This is a genomic window from Bradyrhizobium sp. MI1.11 (assembly GCF_055811255.1).
On sequence record NZ_JBVVPM010000009.1, the window covers coordinates 130,156 to 149,700 of the forward strand.

The 19,545-nt window shown below is 63.4% G+C and carries 23 protein-coding genes and 1 pseudogene; 5 read left to right on the forward strand and 19 right to left on the reverse strand.

Features of this window, described 5'->3' with window-relative positions:
• Positions 1 to 209: 209 nt before the first annotated feature.
• Positions 210 to 1,829, reverse strand: coding sequence for a peptide chain release factor 3 (locus AC0L30_RS12085; protein ID WP_007592078.1), 1,620 nt, complete (start codon positions 1,827 to 1,829; stop codon positions 210 to 212).
• Between the two features lie 162 nt (positions 1,830 to 1,991).
• Between AC0L30_RS12085 and sugE the strand changes: the two genes are divergently transcribed.
• Positions 1,992 to 2,306 (forward strand): quaternary ammonium compound efflux SMR transporter SugE, encoded by a 315-nt coding sequence (gene sugE, locus AC0L30_RS12090; protein WP_007592079.1) that lies wholly within the window; start codon positions 1,992 to 1,994, stop codon positions 2,304 to 2,306.
• Here the strand turns inward: sugE and AC0L30_RS12095 are convergent.
• The 7 genes from AC0L30_RS12095 to AC0L30_RS12125 form a co-directional block, all read right to left on the reverse strand.
• On the reverse strand, positions 2,299 to 3,306 hold the full coding sequence (locus AC0L30_RS12095; RefSeq protein ID WP_007592081.1) for an inorganic phosphate transporter: 1,008 nt from the start codon (positions 3,304 to 3,306) through the stop codon (positions 2,299 to 2,301). The two genes, sugE and AC0L30_RS12095, sit on opposite strands and share 8 nt — an antisense overlap.
• Before the next feature lie 15 nt (positions 3,307 to 3,321).
• Entirely contained in the window at positions 3,322 to 3,966 is a 645-nt protein-coding gene (locus AC0L30_RS12100; protein ID WP_007592082.1) for a DUF47 domain-containing protein, read from the reverse strand.
• A 158-nt stretch (positions 3,967 to 4,124) separates the two neighbouring features.
• Positions 4,125 to 5,093, reverse strand: a complete 969-nt coding sequence (locus AC0L30_RS12105) for a branched-chain amino acid ABC transporter permease (RefSeq protein WP_007592084.1) — start codon at positions 5,091 to 5,093, stop codon at positions 4,125 to 4,127.
• Position 5,094: 1 nt separating this feature from the next.
• On the reverse strand, positions 5,095 to 5,958 hold the full coding sequence (locus AC0L30_RS12110; protein ID WP_007592087.1) for a branched-chain amino acid ABC transporter permease: 864 nt from the start codon (positions 5,956 to 5,958) through the stop codon (positions 5,095 to 5,097).
• Positions 5,959 to 6,030: 72 nt separating this feature from the next.
• Complete coding sequence (locus AC0L30_RS12115) at positions 6,031 to 7,254, reverse strand: ABC transporter substrate-binding protein (RefSeq protein ID WP_007592089.1); 1,224 nt, start codon at positions 7,252 to 7,254, stop codon at positions 6,031 to 6,033.
• A gap of 33 nt (positions 7,255 to 7,287) precedes the next feature.
• Positions 7,288 to 8,034: an ABC transporter ATP-binding protein gene (locus tag AC0L30_RS12120; RefSeq protein ID WP_007592091.1), complete on the reverse strand. Its 747-nt coding sequence runs from the start codon at positions 8,032 to 8,034 to the stop codon at positions 7,288 to 7,290.
• Entirely contained in the window at positions 8,027 to 8,782 is a 756-nt protein-coding gene (locus tag AC0L30_RS12125; RefSeq protein WP_018459153.1) for an ABC transporter ATP-binding protein, read from the reverse strand. The genes AC0L30_RS12120 and AC0L30_RS12125 overlap by 8 nt, the downstream gene beginning before the upstream one ends.
• A 335-nt stretch (positions 8,783 to 9,117) precedes the next feature.
• Between AC0L30_RS12125 and AC0L30_RS12130 the strand changes: the two genes are divergently transcribed.
• Entirely contained in the window at positions 9,118 to 9,801 is a 684-nt protein-coding gene (locus tag AC0L30_RS12130; protein ID WP_007592094.1) for a hypothetical protein, read from the forward strand.
• Between the two features lie 3 nt (positions 9,802 to 9,804).
• On the opposite strand, the gene AC0L30_RS12135 is transcribed toward AC0L30_RS12130, so the two are convergent.
• Positions 9,805 to 10,179, reverse strand: coding sequence for an ArsC family reductase (locus tag AC0L30_RS12135; protein WP_007592095.1), 375 nt, complete (start codon positions 10,177 to 10,179; stop codon positions 9,805 to 9,807).
• A gap of 105 nt (positions 10,180 to 10,284) precedes the next feature.
• On the opposite strand from AC0L30_RS12135, the gene AC0L30_RS12140 reads away from it, so the two are divergent.
• The 3 genes from AC0L30_RS12140 to AC0L30_RS12150 all read left to right on the forward strand — a co-directional run bounded on the left by AC0L30_RS12140 (position 10,285) and on the right by AC0L30_RS12150 (position 12,293).
• A complete protein-coding gene (locus tag AC0L30_RS12140) occupies positions 10,285 to 10,656 on the forward strand; it encodes a tRNA-binding protein (RefSeq protein ID WP_007592097.1) in 372 nt (123 codons plus the stop codon).
• Between the two features lie 218 nt (positions 10,657 to 10,874).
• Entirely contained in the window at positions 10,875 to 11,507 is a 633-nt protein-coding gene (locus AC0L30_RS12145) for a TetR/AcrR family transcriptional regulator (RefSeq protein WP_007592099.1), read from the forward strand.
• 3 nt (positions 11,508 to 11,510) lie between these two features.
• Positions 11,511 to 12,293, forward strand: a complete 783-nt coding sequence (locus tag AC0L30_RS12150) for a sulfite exporter TauE/SafE family protein (RefSeq protein ID WP_354127953.1) — start codon at positions 11,511 to 11,513, stop codon at positions 12,291 to 12,293.
• A 2-nt stretch (positions 12,294 to 12,295) separates the two neighbouring features.
• On the opposite strand, the gene AC0L30_RS12155 is transcribed toward AC0L30_RS12150, so the two are convergent.
• From AC0L30_RS12155 to AC0L30_RS12200, 10 genes and pseudogenes are all read right to left on the reverse strand, one after another.
• A complete protein-coding gene (locus AC0L30_RS12155) occupies positions 12,296 to 13,000 on the reverse strand; it encodes a glutathione S-transferase family protein (RefSeq protein WP_035994942.1) in 705 nt (234 codons plus the stop codon).
• Positions 13,001 to 13,093: 93 nt separating this feature from the next.
• Positions 13,094 to 13,237 carry a hypothetical protein gene (locus tag AC0L30_RS12160; RefSeq protein WP_007592105.1) on the reverse strand — a complete coding sequence of 48 codons (144 nt, stop codon included), beginning with the start codon at positions 13,235 to 13,237 and terminating at the stop codon, positions 13,094 to 13,096.
• Between the two features lie 114 nt (positions 13,238 to 13,351).
• Positions 13,352 to 14,017 carry a DUF429 domain-containing protein gene (locus tag AC0L30_RS12165; RefSeq protein WP_007592108.1) on the reverse strand — a complete coding sequence of 222 codons (666 nt, stop codon included), beginning with the start codon at positions 14,015 to 14,017 and terminating at the stop codon, positions 13,352 to 13,354.
• A 34-nt stretch (positions 14,018 to 14,051) separates the two neighbouring features.
• The gene (locus tag AC0L30_RS12170; protein ID WP_007592111.1) at positions 14,052 to 14,399 is read right to left on the reverse strand and encodes a carboxymuconolactone decarboxylase family protein; all 348 of its coding nucleotides are present in this window, start codon (positions 14,397 to 14,399) and stop codon (positions 14,052 to 14,054) included.
• 3 nt (positions 14,400 to 14,402) lie between these two features.
• Positions 14,403 to 14,924, reverse strand: a complete 522-nt coding sequence (locus AC0L30_RS12175; protein WP_007592113.1) for an RNA polymerase sigma factor — start codon at positions 14,922 to 14,924, stop codon at positions 14,403 to 14,405.
• Positions 14,921 to 15,130 carry a YgaP family membrane protein gene (locus AC0L30_RS12180; RefSeq protein WP_007592115.1) on the reverse strand — a complete coding sequence of 70 codons (210 nt, stop codon included), beginning with the start codon at positions 15,128 to 15,130 and terminating at the stop codon, positions 14,921 to 14,923. The genes AC0L30_RS12175 and AC0L30_RS12180 overlap by 4 nt, the downstream gene beginning before the upstream one ends.
• Positions 15,131 to 15,229: 99 nt before the next feature.
• Positions 15,230 to 16,414, reverse strand: a complete 1,185-nt coding sequence (locus AC0L30_RS12185) for a serine hydrolase domain-containing protein (protein WP_088940865.1) — start codon at positions 16,412 to 16,414, stop codon at positions 15,230 to 15,232.
• Positions 16,415 to 16,489: 75 nt separating this feature from the next.
• The gene (locus AC0L30_RS12190; protein WP_007592119.1) at positions 16,490 to 17,182 is read right to left on the reverse strand and encodes a GNAT family N-acetyltransferase; all 693 of its coding nucleotides are present in this window, start codon (positions 17,180 to 17,182) and stop codon (positions 16,490 to 16,492) included.
• Positions 17,183 to 17,186: 4 nt separating this feature from the next.
• Complete coding sequence (locus AC0L30_RS12195; RefSeq protein WP_007592122.1) at positions 17,187 to 17,534, reverse strand: Lin0512 family protein; 348 nt, start codon at positions 17,532 to 17,534, stop codon at positions 17,187 to 17,189.
• Positions 17,535 to 17,716: 182 nt separating this feature from the next.
• A pseudogene (locus AC0L30_RS12200) lies at positions 17,717 to 19,382 on the reverse strand (acetolactate synthase large subunit).
• Positions 19,383 to 19,545 lie beyond the last annotated feature (163 nt).

Consider the following 19,545-nt stretch of genomic DNA (forward strand, 5'->3'; position numbering starts at 1 on the left):
CCAATCCCCCCCAGCGGGCCCCGGCCGTACCCGCCCCCACGCCTCCCCGGCTCCACCGCCCGGGGCGCCCCGGGGGGGGGGGGGCCGGGCTCCCCCGCCCGACCCAGTATCCCAGAGGCGATTGTGATTGAGCCGAGAGGCTGCGGCGTACTGGATGCCCCGCTTTCGCGGGGCATGGCAGCGGAGGGTGAGGAGCGGACGGAACGCCCCTACCCCTTCTTCTTGACGTCCTTGACGTTGGTGAACGCGATGCCTTCGGCCCGTTCCCTGGTGTAGCCGAGATAGAACTCGTTCCGCGCCAGATAGACGGGATCGCCGTCGACATCGTCGGCGATGCTGGAGGTGTTGGCGGCGATGAAGGTGTCGAGCTTCTTGCGGTCGTCCGAAGAGACCCAGCGCGCGAGCTGGAACTCGCTGACCTCGAACTCGACCGGCAGGGAATATTCCGCATCCAGCCGCGCCTTGAGCACGTCGAGCTGGAGCGCGCCGACGACGCCGACCAACGCGGGCGCACCGTCGCGGGGACGGAACACCTGCACCACGCCCTCTTCCGACATCTGCTGAAGCGCTTCCTTCAGCTTCTTCGCTTTCATCGCATCGGTGAGACGTACGCGGCGGACGATTTCCGGCGCAAAGCTCGGCACGCCGACGAAGTTGAAATCCTCACCGTCGGTCAGCGTATCGCCGATGCGCAGCGTGCCGTGATTGGGAATGCCGACGACATCGCCGGCATAAGCCTCGTCCGCAACCGAACGGTCCTGCGCGAAGAAGAATTGCGGGCTCGACAGCGGCATGCTCTTGCCGGTGCGCACGAGCTTCGCCTTCATGCCGCGGCTGAGCTTGCCGGAGCAGAGGCGGGCGAAGGCGATACGGTCGCGATGGTTGGGATCCATGTTGGCCTGGATCTTGAACACGAAGGCGCTCATGCGCGGGTCGGTGGCTTCGACCTTGCGCTGGTCGCTCTCCTGCGCGCGCGGCTCGGGCGCGAACTTGCCGAGGCCTTGCAGCAGGTCGCCGACGCCGAAATTGCGTAGCGCGCTGCCGAAATAGACCGGCGTCAGATGGCCCTCGCGAAACGCTTCGAGCTCGAACGGCTTTGAAGCCGCGGTGACGAGCTCGAGTTCGTCCTTGACCGCTGACACGTCGAGATTGGCGTTGAGCTTGGCGAGCTCGGCGATCTCGATCTGCTGCGCCGCGCCGGTCTTGGCACCGCCGCCTTCGAGCAGGCGCACGCCGCCATTGACGACGTCATAGGTGCCGAGGAACTCGCGGCCGCGGCCGACAGGCCAGGTCATTGGCGTGGTATCGAGCGCCAGCGTCTTCTCGATCTCGTCCAGGAGCTCGAAGACGTCGCGGCTCTCGCGGTCCATCTTGTTGATGAAGGTGATGATCGGGATGTCCCGGAGACGACACACCTCGAACAGCTTTCGGGTGCGCGCCTCGATGCCCTTGGCGGCGTCGATCACCATGACGGCGGAATCGACCGCCGTGAGCGTGCGATAGGTGTCTTCCGAAAAGTCCTCGTGGCCCGGCGTGTCCAGCAGATTGAAAACGAGGCCCTCGAACTCGAAGGTCATGACCGAGGTCACGACCGAGATGCCGCGCTCGCGCTCGATCTTCATCCAGTCCGAACGCGTGTTGCGGCGCTCGCCCTTGGCCTTGACCTGGCCGGCCAGATTGATGGCGCCACCGAACAGCAGCAGCTTTTCGGTCAGCGTGGTCTTGCCGGCGTCCGGATGCGAGATGATCGCAAAGGTACGCCGCCGCGACACTTCAGCGGCAAGCGAGGAACGGGCCGTCGATTCGGCTGTGGTGGCGATGTCGGACATTGCGGCAGCGTTTGGCAGGGAAAATGAGCCTGATCAAGCCTCATCTGGTGATTGCGGAGCCTTCCGGCCAGCCCCATATCGGGCTTGTTTGGGAGGGACGGCCTTCCCTTCCTATCGGCACGCCAGTCGCGGGGACGACCCTGCCTTGAATGGAGGGTCGTCATGGCCTGGAGCATCCTGTTCGTCGCCGGTCTGCTGGAGGTCTCCTGGGCGATCGGCCTCAAATACACCGAGGGGTTCAGCAAGCTCGTTCCGTCGGTCCTCACGCTCGGCGCCATGGCCGGCAGCATCCTCCTGCTCGGGCTCGCCCTCAAATCGCTGCCGATTGGAACCGCTTATGCAGTCTGGACCGGCATCGGCGCGGTCGGTACCGCGACGCTCGGCATCATCCTGTTCGGCGAGCCGGCCACCGCGTTCCGCCTCGCCAGCATCGGGCTGATCGTCGCCGGGATCGTCGGGCTGAAGCTGGTTACTTGACGAAGAGCTTGACCGCCCACCAGGAGAGCGCGGCTACGATGGCCGAGGCCGGCATGGTGATCACCCAGGCATAGACGATCGAGCTGGCGACGTTCCAGCGCACCGCCGAGAGGCGGCGGGCGGCGCCGACGCCGACAATGGCCCCGGTGATGGTGTGGGTGGTCGAGACGGGAACGCCGAGGAAGGTCGCCATGAACAGGGTCGCGGCACCGCCGGTCTCGGCGCAAAAGCCCTGCATCGGGGTCAACTTGGTGATGCGCAGGCCCATAGTGCGAACGATGCGCCAGCCGCCCATCAGCGTCCCCATCGCCATCGCGGCCTGGCACGAGAGCACCACCCAGAAGGGGACGAAGAATTCGCCGCCGAGCTGGCCCTGCGAATAGAGCAGCACGGCGATGATGCCCATGGTCTTCTGCGCGTCGTTGCCCCCATGGCCGAGCGAATAGAGCGAGGCGGAGGCGAATTGCAGGATGCGGAAGGCGCGATCGACGGCAAAGGGCGTGGAGCGTACCGAGGCCCAGGAGACGATCGCGACCAGCACCATCGCGAGCAGGAAGCCGACCAGCGGAGACAGCACGATGGCGATCACCGTCTTGGACAATCCGCTCCAGACCGCCGCCGAAAGGCCGGCTTTGGCCACACCGGCACCAAACAAGCCGCCGATCAATGCATGAGACGAGGACGACGGGATGCCGAGCGCCCATGTCACCAGGTTCCAGACGATGGCGCCAACGAGCGCGGCGAAGATCACCTGAGCATCCACGATCGCGGGATCGATGATGCCGGTGCCGATGGTCTGGGCGACGTGGAGCCCGAACACCATGAAGGCAACGAAATTGAAGAACGCGGCCCAGAACACCGCGTATTGCGGCCGCAGCACGCGGGTCGAGACGATGGTCGCAATCGAATTGGCGGCGTCGTGCAGGCCGTTCAGGAAGTCGAACAGCAGCGCGACGGCGATCAATCCGACCAGGACGGGAAGACCCAACGCAACATCCACGGCGTGGCCCCTGCCCTAAACTTGCTCGATGACGATGCTGTTGATCTCGTTCGCGACGTCGTCGAAGCGATCGGCGACTTTCTCGAGATGGTCGTAGATTTCCGCGCCGACGATGAAATCCATCGCGTTGCCGTCGCGATGCTTGAGGAAAAGTTCCTTCAGCCCGATATCATGGAGATCGTCGACGCGGCCTTCCAGCTTGCCCAGCTCTTCGGTGATCGCAGTCAGCATGGCCACGTTCTGACCGATCTTCTGCATCAACGGCAGCGCACGGCCGACCAGATTGGCGCATTCGATCAGTAGCCCGCCGATCTCCCGCATCGGCGGCTCGAAGCTGCGGACCTCGAACAGCATCACGGCCTTGGCGGTCTGCTGCATCTGGTCGATGGCGTCGTCCATCGAGGTGATCAGGTTCTTGATGTCGCCGCGGTCGAACGGGGTGATGAAGGTGCGACGCACCGCCGTCAGCACCTCACGGGTGATATTGTCCGCATCGTTCTCGAACTGGTTGACGCGCTGGCAATAGACCGGCGTCTCCTCGCCCCCGTTGAGCATGCTCTGGAGCGCGATCGAACCCTGGATCACGGTCTGGGCGTGGCGGTCGAACAGGTCGAAGAACCGTTCTTCCTTGGGCAGGAAAGAGCGAAACAATCGCATCATGGGAGAGAAACTACCGGTTGGATAATGGCCTGGCCAAAGGGGGCCGTCATGAAACTGTCATAGACCATTTTCGATCCACGCGCGTGCCACCTCACGCCCGTGGAGCCGGATCATCCACCGCTTTCGCGAGTCAACACATCTTCCATTAGATCAATGACTTACAGCGACCGGCGGAAGTAATGCGCGATTTCGCCGATGACACCACGGCGGAAGGTGAGCACGCAGATCACGAAGATCGAGCCCTGGATCACGGTCACCCACTGCCCGAACCCCGCCAGATATTGCTGCATGGCGATGATCACGAAGGCACCGACCACGGGACCGAACACGGTTCCTAGACCACCGACCAGCGTCATCAGCACGACTTCGCCCGACATTGACCAGTGCACGTCGGTGAGCGAGGCGTTCTGCGCCACGAAGACTTTCAGCGCACCGGCAAAGCCGGCCAGCGTGCCCGACAGGACGAAAGCCAGGAACTTGTACTGATCGGTGCGGTAACCCAGCGAGATCGCGCGCGGCTCGTTCTCGCGGATCGCCTTGAGGACTTCGCCGAAGGGCGAGTTGATGATGCGGAAGATCAGCAGGAAGCCGGCGAGGAAGCCGACCAGAACCACGTAATAGAGCACGGTCGGCTTGGTCAGATCGAACACGCCGAACATGCGTCCTTGCGGGATGCCCTGGATGCCGTCTTCGCCATGGGTGAACGGCGCCTGGAGGTAGATGAAGTACAGAAGCTGCGACAGCGCCAGCGTGATCATCGAGAAATAGATGCCCTGGCGCCGGATCGAGATATAGCCCGTGATGAGCGAGAGCACGAAGGCACCGGCGACGCCGACGAGGATGCCGAGCTCCGGCGGCAGCGCCCAGACCTTCAGAGCATGCGCGCTGCAATAGCCGGCCGTGCCTAAGAACATCGCATGACCGAAGGACAGCAAACCGCCATAGCCGATCAGCAGGTTGAAGGCGCAGGCGAGCAGCGCGAAGCACAGTGCCTGCATCACGAAGAACGGGTAGACTCCCGTGAATGGCACCGAAGCCAGCAGCAGCGCCATCACCACGAACACGATCATCTCGTCGCGGATCGCGCGCGGGGTTACCGGCAGCGTGTCGTCCGTCAAGGCTGTCATATCAGGCCGCCCTTCCCGTCAATCCCGTTGGCTTCACCAAGAGCACCAGCACCATCAGCACGAACACGACGGTGTTGGAGGCCTCGGGGTAGAAATATTTGGTCATGCCCTCGATCACACCGAGCGCAAAGCCGGTGATGATGGAGCCCATGATCGATCCCATGCCGCCGATCACGACCACCGCGAACACCACGATGATCAGGTCGGCGCCCATCAGCGGCCGCACCTGGTTGATCGGCGCCGAGAGCACGCCAGCAAGCGCGGCCAGGCCGACACCCAAACCATAGGTCAGCGTGATCATGCGCGGCACGTTGACGCCGAAAGCGCGCACCAGCGTCGGGTTTTCAGTCGCGGCACGCAAATAGGCGCCGAGCCGCGTCTTCTCGATCAGGAACCAGGTCGCAACACACACGATCAGCGAGAAGATGACGACCCAGCCGCGATAGATGGGCAGGAACATGAAGCCGAGATTCATGCCGCCCTTGAGCTGGTCCGGAATGGCGTAAGGCATGCCGGAGGAGCCGAAATAGTTCTGGAACACGCCCTGCACGATCAGCGCAATGCCGAAGGTCAGGAGCAGGCCGTAGAGATGATCGAGCCCCGTCAGCCATTGCAGCATGGTCCGTTCCAGGATCATGCCGAAGATGCCGACGATGATCGGGGCAAGCAGTAACGCCCACCAGTAGTTGATGCCGCCGATGTTCAGCAGGAAGTAGGCGACGAACGCGCCCATCATGTAGAGCGCGCCATGGGCGAAATTGATGATGTTGAGCATGCCGAAGATCACGGCAAGCCCGAGACTGAGCAGCGCGTAGAACGAGCCGTTGATCAGTCCCACCAGTAGCTGAGCGTAAAGAGCCTGCATCGATCCCGCACCCGGTCCCTTCGGCGTTCCCTGAAAGTCGCCCGCAGGCCTGATGGCCTGCGGGCGGTTATCTTACTTCTTCAAGAGCGCGCACTTGCTCTCGGACAGCGGCGTGAAGGCCTGGTCGCCCGGCACCGTGCCGACCAGCTTGTAGAAGTCCCACGGTCCCTTGGACTCGGAGGGCTTCTTCACCTCGAACAGATAGGCATTGTGGATGGTGCGACCGTTGGGCTGGATCTCGCCCTTGCCGAACAGATCGTCTTCCGTCGGCATCGACTTCATCTTCTCGACGACCTTGGCGCCGTCGTGCGGGTTGCCGCCGAGCGCTTCCAGTGCCTTGAAATAGTGACGCACGCCCGCATAGACGCCGGCCTGCACCATGGTCGGCGGTGCGTTGTTCTTCATCTTCTCGGCGAAGCGCTTGGAGAACGCCCGGGTCTGGTCGTTCATGTCCCAGTAGAAGGTCTCGGTGAAGTTGAGGCCTTGAGCGGTCTCGAGCCCGATCGCCTTGACGTCAGTCAGGAACAGCAGCAGCGCCGCGAGCTTCTGGCCGCCCTTGACGATGCCGAACTCGGCCGCCTGCTTGATCGTGTTGGTGGTGTCGCCGCCCGCATTGGCAAGGCCGATGATCTTGGCCTTGGAGGCCTGCGCCTGGAGCAGGAAGGACGAGAAGTCCGGCGTGTTCAGCGGGTGCTTGACGCCGCCGACCACCTTGCCGCCATTGGCCGTAACGACAGCGGTGGTGTCGCGCTCCAGCGCCGCGCCAAAGGCGTAGTCCGCGGTCAGAAAGAACCAGGTGTCGCCGCCAGCCTTCACCAGCGCCTGGCCGGTGGTGTGGGCCAGCATGTAGGTGTCGTAGGTCCAGTGCACCGTGTTGGGCGAGCACTGCGCGTTGGTCAAATCCGAGGTCGCCGCGCCCGAGTTGATGTAGACGCCGTTCTTTTCCTTGACGACGTTGTTGACCGCAAGCGCCACGCCGGAATTCGGCACGTCGACGATGACGTCGACCTTGTCGACGTCAAACCATTGCCGCGCGATCGCGGTGCCGATGTCGGGCTTGTTCTGGTGATCACCCGAGATGATGTCGATCTTCCAGCCCTTCGCAGCCAGGCCGGAATCTTCAATGGCCATCTGCGCGGCGAGCGTCGAGCCCGGTCCGCCGAGGTCGGCATAGAGCCCGGACTGATCGGACAGCGCGCCGATCTTGACGGTCTTGTCCTGCGCGAAGGCTGCACCGGTGGCGGTCACGGCCAGCGCCGTGCCGAGCAGAAACGACGCAATCGACTTTGTCATCATGCTACTTCCCTATGAATCTTCTTGTTGGCAGTTCTAGACGCCGAGATAGGTGTGGAGCTTGTCCATGTTGGCGGCAAGCTCCGCATTGGAAAATCCGTCAATGATCTTGCCGTGCTCGACCACGTAATAGCGGTCGGCGACGGTGGATGCGAACCGGAAGTTCTGCTCGACCAGGAGGATCGTAAAACCCTCTTTCTTGAGCCGCGCAATGGTGTGGCCGATCTGCTGGATGATGACGGGCGCGAGACCCTCGGTCGGCTCGTCCAGCATCAGGAAGTTCGCACCGGTGCGCAGGATGCGCGCGATCGCGAGCATCTGCTGCTCGCCGCCGGAGAGTTTGGTTCCCTGGCTGTTGAGCCGTTCCTTCAGGTTCGGAAACAGATCGAAGATCTGCTCGAGCGGCAATCCGCCGGGACGCACCACCGGTGGCAACAGCAGGTTCTCCCGGACATCGAGGCTGGAGAAAATTCCGCGCTCTTCCGGGCAGAACGCGATTCCCATCCGCGCGATCTTGTCCGAGGTCGTGCGGATGATGTCCTGGTTGTTGAACTTCACCGAGCCGGTGCGCTTGCCGATGATGCCCATGATCGACTTCAGCGTGGTGGTCTTGCCGGCGCCGTTACGCCCGAGCAGGGTGACGACCTCGCCCGCGTTCACGTCGAAGTTGATCCCGTGCAGGATGTGGGACTCGCCGTACCAGGCTTCCAGGTTGCGGACCTGGAGGAGGTTGCCGCCGCTCGCAGTCTTTGCGGGAGCGTCCGCCGTTGCCGTCTCAGCCATGACCGGCTCCCAGATAGGCTTCCTTGACGCGTTCGTCCTTGGTCAGCTCGCTGTAATGGCCTTGCGCGAGCACCTGCCCGCGCGTCAACACGGTGATGATGTCGGAGAGATTGGCCACGACGCTCAGATTATGCTCGACCATCAGGATGGTGTATTTCGCGGAGATGCGCTTGATCAGCGCCGCGATCTTGTCGATGTCCTCGTGGCCCATGCCGGCCATCGGCTCGTCCAGCAGCATCATCTCCGGGTCGAGCGCGAGCGTAGTTGCGATCTCCAGTGCGCGCTTGCGCCCGTAGGGCATCTCGACCGCGGGCGTATTGGAAAACTCGCTGAGGCCGACATCGTTCAACAGCTCGCGCGCGCGATCGTTGAATTGGTTGAGCACGGACTTTGAGCGCCAGAAATCGAAGGAGCTGCCGTGCTGGCGCTGAAGCGCGACGCGGACGTTTTCCAGCGCGGTGAGATGGGGAAATACGGCCGAGATCTGGAACGAGCGAACCAGCCCCAGGCGGGCCACGTCGGCGGGCGCCATCGCGGTGATGTCCTGCCCCTTGTACAGGATTTTTCCGGCAGACGGTTTGAGGAACTTGGTCAAAAGATTGAAACACGTCGTCTTGCCGGCACCGTTCGGGCCGATCAACGCGTGAATGCTCCCACGGCGAACCTTGAGCGCAACGTCGCGGACGGCGAAGAAGCCCGCGAACTCCTTGGTCAAGCCTTCCGTTTCGAGAATGAACTCATCGGCCAAACAGTTTTCCCCCTGCCCGCACAACGCGCGTGGCTATCCTTGTTGCTTCGGCTTTCCGGAGGCCTTGGAGCCACTCCCTGGAGCCCATCCGGAACGCCGCCTCCGGGCGCGGAATATGCCGGAGGTGACGGGGGTTAGGCAAGGCGGAAAGCTGAGCAGGTCAGGCCTCCGGCCGGGAGACTTATGCTCCCTTAGTCGGACGTGTTTTGATGTCGCGCCTGCCCGGCTTCCCGGTTCGCAAAGCGCCGATCATCAAGCCGTCGTTAACGGTCTTTCGTTCCATGCGCCAGCCTTCATAGAAAATTTTCCCGCAGCGAGGATCATGCGCGGGTTTCATGCGTCCGGAATTTCTATTCGCCGGGAATATTGTCTTGGATTTTGCAAGCGCCGCTCCTTCCGTGGTCAAGTCGATCAGGCAGCGTGATCTCCTGAACACGTGGCTGCGGCTCTATGCGCGCGAGCAGACGGCCCCGGCGATTTGGGAGTACCAGCCTGCGCGGCTCGAGGAAGAGCTCTCCGATCTGATCTATTATACGGTGGACATGTCGACGCCGACACCGCGTCTGACCATCCAGAGCGAAGGTACGCGCATCTCGCGCGCCTATGGACACACCGGCAAGGGCGTTCTGCTCGACGACTATATCGGGCCGCGTCTCGTGCCCCTGGTAATGCCGGTCTATCATGAATGCGTGGCGCGCGGGGTGCCAGTCTACAGCGTTGCCGACGTCGATGACATCTACGGCCGTATCGTCGCCTATGAGCGCCTGCTGCTGCCGTTCCAGACCGACGGCAAGGTCTGTCACATCATCGCATCGCTCAAGACCTTCTGCGAGGACGGCGGCTTCGAGATCAAGAATCTGATGCGCGGAAATGACGCGCTGCCGCGCCCGAGATTGCGCGCGGTGATCGACCGCGACCTGTTCCACCGCACCCCAGGCCGCATCGCGCCGGCCGAACTGGTCGAGTTCGCGGACCAGCAGGGCTCCGGCCTTCCCAGCGAGATCATCGAGCTGAACTAGCGCTCAGCGCGATTTGGCGGCCGCTTCCTTGGTCTTGACTTCCTTGGCATAGACGTCCGGCTTGAAGCCGACCAGCAGCTTGCCACCAAATTCAAGCACCGGCCGCTTGATCATCGATGGTTGCGCTAGCATCAACGCCAGCGCCTTTTTCTCGGAGAGGCCTTCCTTGTCGGCATCGGGCAGCTTCTTGAAGGTCGTCCCGGCGCGATTGAGCAGCGTCTCCCAACCGACCTTGTCGCTCCACTGCTTGAGCTTGTCCTTCTCCACGCCCGCCGTCTTGTAGTCGTGAAACGCGTAGGCGACGCCATGGGTGTCGAGCCAGGCGCGCGCCTTCTTCATGGTGTCGCAGTTCTTGATGCCGTAGATGATGTTGGGCAAAACGTTCCTCGCGCATCCGTCGTATCGTGATCCCAAGGCGTTGTACGCAACTCCGGTTCGCGCGACAATATTGCGAATGATGCCATCTCTTCGAACGGACACTCCATGCACGTCACTCACGATCCAGCCGCGACTGCGTCGCCAACCATCGACTTCGACACCTTCCTCGCGGTCGATATCCGCGTCGGCACCATCGTCGATGCGAAGCCCTTCCCGGAGGCGCGCAAGCCGGCCTGGCGGCTGTGGATCGACTTCGGTCCCGCGATCGGTGTGCGCAAGAGCTCGGCACAGATCACCGAAAACCATCCGCTTGAAACGCTGGTGGGCCAACAGGTGGCCGCGGTCGTGAATTTCCCGCCGCGCCAGATCGGCCCGGTTGTCTCGGAGGTGCTCACCCTCGGTTTCCCCGATACCGACGGCAAGGTCGTGCTGGTGCAGCCGAGCAAGCCCGTGCCGAACGGCGGACGGCTGTTCTAGCACCGCGCGATCAAGGGACGGTTCCAGGCCGCCGGCGGCGTCCCATTTAACGGTTCAGCCCTCCTGTTTCCCGACCCGGGGCGTCGGGATTGACCGGGATCCTTTTTTGATAATATAAATGACTGACTGATCGTTTTTTATCTCAGCCGCCCTTATCAACTACCTCCTCCGAGGAACGGATAAAACGATCGACCTGTCAGTTATTTATGGATAGCCGGATGCCCAAGATCAGCGACAAGCAACGCGAAAGCCGGCGGCAGCAGATCCTCGAAGCCGCTCTTGCCTGCTTCGCCGAGGACGGTTTTCACCAGACCGGGATGGCCGACATCGTCAAACGGTCGGGGCTGAGCCACGGTGCGGTCTATCTCTACTTCCAGAGCAAGGACGATCTGATCGAGGCACTCGCCGACGACCGGCACCGGCGCGAGGCCGTGCTCAACTCGGTCGCGCAAGGATCGGGCGATCCGATCGAAGGACTTCACGCACTGGTCGGCGTCTACGCGCAATGGCTCACCGACCCCGCCGGCGAAGCGCGCCGCCGTGTCGGTATCCATGGCTGGGCCGAGGCCCTGCGCAACCGACGCGTCCGCACCAGCGTCGTGCAAGGCATCGACATGCCGCGCGCCCTGATCGTCGCACTGGTCGAGCGCGGCCAGCATGACGGCCTCATCAAGCGCGATCTCGGTCCTGAAGCGATCGCGCGCGTGCTGATCGCGATCTTCCAGGGATTTCTGCTGCAAAAATGCTGGGGCCAGGATTTTGACATCGAGGCCTGCATGGCGGCCGTGACCGGCGTGATCGATGGTTTTCGCACCACGAAGGCCGACGTCAAGCGACGGACCAGGAACTGAGCGATGTCGTGGGTCCACGACCTGCTCGCAGGCATTGGGGTCGGTCTCATCGGCGGGCTGACATCGGGCTTCATGGGCACGAGCCCAGGAGGCGGTCTCGTGATTTTCAGCGTGCTGCTGCTCGGCGCCGAGCAACACGTCGCCCAGGGCACATCGCTGATCACGCAGGTTCCACCGACAGGACTCGCGGGTGTTCGCCGCTATTGGCAGAACGGCAATCGCAGCCCGTTGCTGTGGATCGTCTGGATCGGCATCGGCTTTCTGTTCGGCGGCGCCGGCGGCGGCTACGCTGCGGCCGCAGTCTCCGACGCGGTGTTGCAATGGACCTACGTCGTCTATCTCGTCGCACTGATCGCTCTCCTGATCCTGCGCCGCGACCGCGAGGACAAAAGCAATGAGACCGGCGACCGAGACGAGCTGCCGTGGCTGCCGCTGCTCCTCATCGGCATGCTTGCCGGATTTTCCTCCGGCTTCATGGGCATCGGCGGCGGGCTGGCGATTACCGTCGGGCTGGCGGCAGGCCTGCGGGTGCCGCAGCATCAGGCGCAGCTCGTCAGCCTCGTCTTCTCGGTCATCCCGACCAATATTCCGGCCGCGTGGATCTATTGGAGCAAGGGGCTCATGGTCGGCTGGCCGGCCATCATCGGCATCCTGGCCGGCCTCTGGGTCGGCACCGATCTCGGTGCACGCGCTGCCAATGGCGTCAGCAAATCGGTACTGCGCCGGGTCATGATCGCCCTCATCCTGCTGATGGCGCTCTACATGACCCACAAGGCGCTAACCTGATCTTACGGCCGCTTCGGAATGTTCAGCCCGCGCTCGACCGCCGGACGCGCCAGCCCGCGTTCGAGCCAGGCGGCGACGGATTTGAACTGGCTGAACTCGACGAGATCGCCGGCGCCGTAGAAGCCGATGAGGTTGCGCACCCAGCCGAGCATGGAGATGTCGGCGATGGTGTAGTCGTCGTCCATGAACCATTGCCGGCCGGCAAGATGCATCTCCATCACCCCGAGCAGCCGCTTGGCCTCGCCCACGTAGCGCTCGAGCGGCCGCTTGTCCTCAAAGTCCTTGCCGGCGAATTTGTTGAAAAAGCCGACCTGGCCGAACATCGGCCCGATACCACCCATCTGGAAATGCAACCACTGGAGGGTCTGGTAGCGGCGCGCGGGATCCTGCGGCAGCAGCTTGCCGGTCTTCTCCGCGAGGTATTGCAGGATCGCCCCGGATTCGAACAGCGGCAGCGGCCTCCCGCCGGGACCGTCGGGATCGAGGATCGCCGGGATCTTGCCATTCGGATTGAGCGAGAGGAATTCCGGCGTCTTCTGGTCGTCCTTGCCGAAATCGACGAGATGGACTTCGTAGGGAAGCCCGATCTCTTCCAGCATGATCGAGACCTTGACGCCGTTCGGCGTCGGCAGCGAATAGAGCTGGAGCAGCTCCGGGTGCTTGGCCGGCCAGCGCTTGGTGATGGGAAAGGCGGATAGATCGGACATCAGGACCCCGGCTTCGTTCATGAGATGCCGCCTAGTCTAGGCAAGCGGACGAACGACGCAAGGTCGAGTGGTCAGATCATTTTCCCGCACAGGTCACAGCGGCCGCAGCAAATGGTTGGTGGCGTGCATCACATCGCGCTGCGCGCGTTGCTCGATGAAAAGTTGGCCGGTGACCAGCAGTGCTCCGGTGAAGACGAGCGCAAGCATCGCGGTCGCGAATTGACTGCCATCCCTCATCGGACGAGCTTCTCCGTGTTCGGTTCGCACGAGGAACGCAGGCCAGCCGTCGTCTGTTCCTGCAAGCTTCAAATAAATTGCAGCTTTTTCCCGGCCCCTCGCACGCCGACAGGCTCAATAATTGATCTCCATCCGCAAGCCCCTCGGGTCGGTCTCCTCTCCGCCGAACCTCTGCGTGCTGTCGCGTGCCGCGATGGCGCAGGCACAGGCGTCGATGAGATCGTTACGGCCGATGCCGGTGCCGTGTCGTTGAGTCAGCCATTTCGGCAAACGCGCGAAGCCGCGCTGCTCCAGGAGTGCGATGCGCTGCTCGCGGCCCTCTGCCGAGGCCTTCTTTGCGAGCCGGGCCCGCCCAGCCAGATTCCAAAAAATCAATTCCGGATGCGCTTCGCCGATGGTCGCCTGCCGCTCCGGCGTCATGATCTCGTCGACGTCCCTGATCTTGTCCCTGATGTTCCAGAGCTGCGCCGACACGCCCCTGCCCTTGCCCTCGCGCTCCCAGTAGTGCCGGTTAGCTGCAGCCATATCGGCAAATCGCCAGAGGTCACGGCGCGCGCCGAGAAACACGGCGGGACCGACCCGCTCGCGTGCGCGCAAATCGCAGATGCGGTATCCGCTCCATTTCAATCCGATCGGCATGTCGATCATCGCGCGTGCATGCGGCAGCGCGAGCAGCCGCGCGAGACCCGGCGAATACTCGAAACCGTGATCGCCGCGCTGGTCGATCCAGGCGGCAACCCAGCCGAAGCGAAATCCGTCAAGGCCGAGATAGTTTGGCAACTTCCTGATCCCTGACGGGCGTCCGCCCGCTCCTTTATCCGGGTTCCTCGCCCCGATGTCGCTCGAACAGGCGCTGAGCCAACAACGCATGGCCGAGCGTGCTGCCGGCGCGAACCGCCGCCGCAATCAGCGCGGCTTCCGCGATTTCTTCGCGCGTTACACCGGCCTTCACCGCTTGCGCCGTGTGCACATCGAGGCAATAGGCGCATTGCGTGGTGAGCGCGACCGCGAGCGAGATCAGCTCCCGATATTTTGGCGGAATCAATCCATCCTCGCGCTCGACCGCGTGGTTGAACGCAAGGAACGCGCTGGCCTCGACCGGCGCGAGCGCCACGAAGGCCGCGATGGATTTCAGATCGTCAGGGCTTTGATAATCGCTCATGGCTCATCTCGTCAGATATTCGCGCATCAGAGCGCGGGCGCGATGCAGGCGTGCCTTCACGGTCTGCCGGGTCGCACCGAGTGCGACGGCGATTTCGTCGATGGTCATTTCCTTGACGTCGCGCATCAGCGCGACGTCGCGGTAGTGCGGCGGCAGCGCCTCGAAGGCCGCCGCGACGTCGAGCCGCAAATCGGCCTCAGGACGCGACAGCAGCAGCGCCTCCGCCTCCGCGTCGTCGATCGCCGGCGCAAGGCCCGCCTTGCGGGCGAGCCGCAGGCATTCGCGGCGGACCACACTGAACAGCCAGGCCGAAAACGCCAGCCAGGAGCGGATCGTGCCGACATGGCGAAACAGGATCCACAGCGCCTCCTGCGTCGCATCCTCGGCATCCGCCGAGCTGCGACAGGTGGCGCGGGCGTAGCGGCGGATGTTCGGTTGCGCCGTCTCGAGCAGCGACGCGATCGCCTGGGGATCGCCGAGGCGCGCGGCCTCGAACAGGTCCGGCGAGATCACAGTGGCGCTCATGACACGCCTCCCCTGCCGATACCGGCCATCGCGCACATCGGACAATAACCGACGAGGCCGGTCAGCGCGAAACCGGCGCCGCCGAGCGCAACCAGCCACAGCGCGGCGCCGGTGAGATACACGAATGCCGCGACGGCCACCGCGACGCCCAAGGCGATCCGCACGGCCTGATGCAGGCCGCCGATATTCTTCCTGTAAAAACCCATCACATCCTCCGAGATGAGCCGAGGCAAAATGCCTCGACCGTCAAGAGAGGGCGCGACGACCAGAAAGGATTCGCGGCAACGTGCAGATTTTTTTCGCGATCAGCCTCCGACGGCCTGATAGGCCAGACGCTTGAATTCGAAGAAAAACGGATTCCAGAAGCCCATGTAGCGCTGCGCCATCAGCACGCCGGCGGTATTGGCCTGCGGGCAGATCCACCAATGGGTGCCGGCAAGGCCGCCCCACTGGAATTCGCCGGTCGAATTCGGGGGATCGAACGGCGTCGGCGCGAAGGTGACGGCGCCGCCGAGGCCAAAGCCCTTGCCGGGGATCGGGCCGAGATTGGCGAAGCGGATGTTCTCGCCGGCGGGCAACTGGTTCGTCATCATCAACCGCAGCGTCTCCGGCTTCAGCAGAGCATCCGAGCCGGGGAGCAGCGCCCGTATCAAAGCAAGCATGTCGGGCAAGGTCGAGACCAGTCCGCCGCCACCTGACAGCCGCGGGAATTGCCGCCGATAGGCCTGCGGATAAGGCAGGTCATCGGCCCGGGTGAGGCCGGGCTTCATGGGATCGAGGACATCCGCGCCGTTGTAGAGGGCCACCAGCCTGCCCTGCTGCGCGTCCGGCACGTGGAAGCCGGTGTCGGTCATGCTGAGCGGCTCGAAGATGCGCGCCTTGAGGACGGCGTCGAGCGGCTTGCCGGAGACCACCTCCACGACACGCCCAAGCACGTCGGTCGCAACCGAATATTCCCAGGACGTGCCGGGATGAAAGGACAGCGGCAGATCGGCGAGCTGGTCGATCATGCCGGTCAGCGGCGTCAACGGATTGAGAACGCGCGCCTCGTTATAAGCTTTGAACAGCACCGTACCGGGATCGAAGACGCCGTAGCTGAGGCCGGAGGTGTGAGTCAGAAGCTGCCGGATCGTGATCGGGCTCTTCGCCGGTTCGACGTCGGCAAGGCTCAAAGCGCCCGGCTTCAGAACCTTGCGATTGCCGAGTTGCGGCAGGAATTTCTCGACAACGTCATCGAACCCGATGCGGCCTTCCTCGACCAGCAGCATGATCGCGCAGGTGACGAAGATCTTGGTATTGGAGAACGCACGAAAAATGTGATCGGGCCGCAGCGCGGTGCTCGCCTCGCGATCGGCGAAACCGACGCATTGCTGATCGACGACCTCGCGGCCCCGCAGCACCGCCCAGGATGCACCCGGAATGATCTCCTGATCGACGTAACGCTGCATTGCCGTCCACGTGGCGGAAAAATCAGGTGTTCTGGCGTCCATGTGCTTCCCCCAATGATGGTTGGGATCGATATAGCGTGAATTCGCCGGATATGAAGCCTGACCGGACGGCGCGGCTCATTCCTGCTTCATGAACGCAGTGACGTGCAGGCGGCGCCGAATCCGCATCCCCTGGCGCTGGTACAGCGCGATGGCCGATGAGTTGCTCGAGAACACGTGCAGGAACGGAATTTCGCCGCGCGCCTCGATCTGGCGCGCGACCGCCGCCAGCAGCGCCTGCGCGTAGCCCCGGCCTCGATGGTCGGGGTGGACGCAGACGGCCGTCATCTCGACGAAATTGCCCGGCTTCATGCGCTCGCCGGCCATCGCGACCAATTCGCCGCCGGCGTGGATGCCGAGAAACGTCCCGAGCTCGTGCGTGCGCCGGGCGAATGGACCGGGCTTCGTCAACTCCGTCAGCGCCAACATGGCGGGAACATCGGCCGCACCCAGCCGGACGATCTCGGCATCGCGAAGCGGACTGTCTGCCGGAGAGCCGATCATCTGCTCGCCGGTCTCCGCAAGGACGACCTTGAAGCCGGCGGGAACGTCGACGGCCTCCGGCGTGAACAGCGCGGCGACCTGCGAGCCCGACAGGAGATCACGAAGCGCGGCAAAGCTCGCCTCGGACATGTCGACCATGTCGGCAAAGGGCGTCATGTCCACCGGATAGCGCAACGCTCGCGGGCCACCCTCGGCCAGATGTTTGTGGCTGGTCGTCAGCGCGCTCCAGATCGGGCGATCCAGCAGCGTCACGTCACCGTCGGACACCGTCTCACTCCTTCTCGAAGCTGACGATGACGGCGGCATTGGCGATGAGGATGGGGTCGTTGCCCTGTTCCGGGGCCGAGGGAATCTCTAGCCCGCCCTTCACCGCGTTGACGGTGACAGTGCCGTAAGGCAGCTCCTTCGCGACCGCGTCCTTGTCGACGGCTTCGGGATTCGGCACTGCAATCGTGACGTCCACGAACATGTCGTTCGCAGTCTTGTCGATCATCCGGAAGAAGCCGAGGCTCGAATGCCTGATGGCGTCAGACACGGCACGCTTCGCCGCCTTGGTGGCGTCCCTGCCGTGGACGTCGACGCCCATGCCCATCTCGGTGATACAGCGAACGCGAGCCATGTTCTTATTCCTGTGGTTGATTGGATGATATGGACGCGACTTGTTATCGTATTCAGGCCGGCCCGCATACTCCGTCATTGCGAGGAGCAAAGCGACCGAGCAATCCAGGCCGCCCCCGCGGAGACAACCTGGATTGCTTCGCTTCGCTCGCAATGACGCGGGGGCAGCAGCATCGCACAAACTCACGCCTTCGACTTCTCCCGCGCCCGCAGCTCCTCAACGAGCACCCGCACATTCTCCGAATAATCGATCGGGATCACGACCAGATGCACGCCGCCCTCCTTGAAGGCGGCATCCAAGGTCGGGCCAAAGCTGTCGATGCTCTCGATGCGATGTCCTTTCGCTCCATAAGCCCTCGCGTACAGGACGAAATCGGGATTGCCAAAAGTCATGCCGAAATCGGCGAAGTGATCGACGGCCTGCTTCCAGCGGATCATGCCGTAGGCGTTGTCCTCGAGCACCAGCACGACGAGATTGAGCTTGAGGCGGACGGCGGTCTCCATCCTCCTGGCTATTCATCATGAAGCCGCCGTCGCCGGCGACCGCGAGCACGCGGCGCTCCGGATAGAGCATCGCGGCCATCATCGCCGACGGCAGCCCGGCGCCCATCGTCGCCAGCGCATTGTCGAGCAGCAGCGTGTTGGCGACGCGGGTGCGGTAGTTGCGCGCGAACCAGATCTTGTACATGCCGTTGTCGAGCGCGACGATGCCGTTCTCCGGAATGACCTGCCGAATGTCGTGCACGATGCGTTGCGGCGTCGGCGGCCAGCGCGCTTCTGTGGCGCGGTCGGCGATCTGCGTAAGGATCTTTTCGCGCAGTGGCAGCAGCGCGGCGGCTTGCGGCAGCTTACCTTCGAGCCGGTCGGCGAGTAGCTCCAGGCTGGGGCCGACGTCGCCGACGACTTCCGCATCGGGAAAATAGACCAGCTCGACGCTGGCCGGTGTGTAGCTGACGTGAATCACCTTGGGGCCCGATGGTCCCATGATAAAGGGCGGCTTCTCGATCGGGTCGTGACCGATCGCGACGATCAGATCGGCGGAGTCGATCGCGTCATGAACGTAGTCGCGCTCGGACAGCGCGGCGGTGCCCATGTAGAGATTGGTGCCGCCGGGCACCGTGCCCTTGCCCATCTGCGTGGTGAAGAAGGGAATACCGGTCCGCCGCACGAAACTGGCGATGCCGTGTGTCGCGCGCGGCCGGCTGGTCGCAGCGCCCATCATCACCAGCGGATGCTTCGCGGCCAAAATCATCTCGGCGGCGCGGTCGAGCGCGGCGCGATGGGCGACCGGGATCTCGATCGGATGTACCGGGATCACCGGGACCTCAGGCACTTCATCGCCTGCGATATCTTCGGGCAGTTCGAGATGCACGGGCCCTGGCCGCTCCTCCATCGCCACGCGAAACGCGTCGCGGACCACGGTGGGGATGCTGGAGGCGCTGATGATCTGCCGCGACAGTTTCGTCAACGGCTTCATGGTGGCGACCACATCGACGATCTGGAAACGCGCCTGCCGGCTGCTCATGATCGGCTTCTGGCCGGTGATCAAGATCATCGGCATCGCGCCAAGATGCGCATATGCCGCGCCCGTCGACAGATTGAGCGCGCCCGGGCCGAGCGTGGAAAGACAAACTCCGGGCCTGCCGGTCAACCGCCCGTGCGTCGCGGCCATGAAGGCGGCGGCCTGCTCGTGGCGAGTCAGGATCAGTTCGATTTTGGAGGTGCGGAGCGATTCCACCAGATCGAGGTTCTCCTCGCCGGGCACGCCGAAGATGCGGTCGACACCTTCGTTCTCAAGCGCCGCGACGAACAGGTCGGATCCTTTTGCTTTGCGTTCCCGCCCACTCATGTCGCCTCCCGGTCACAATGTCGGCTCCCGTGTTCCACGGCCGCCGGCACATGGTAACGGTCCGCAGCGCGGGCACAACTCACAAAGAGGCGCGCAACTGCATCATCCCTGTGGCGACAACGCTCGTCCCTCTCGTGTCCTTGCCGCGTGCGCTGTGCTATCG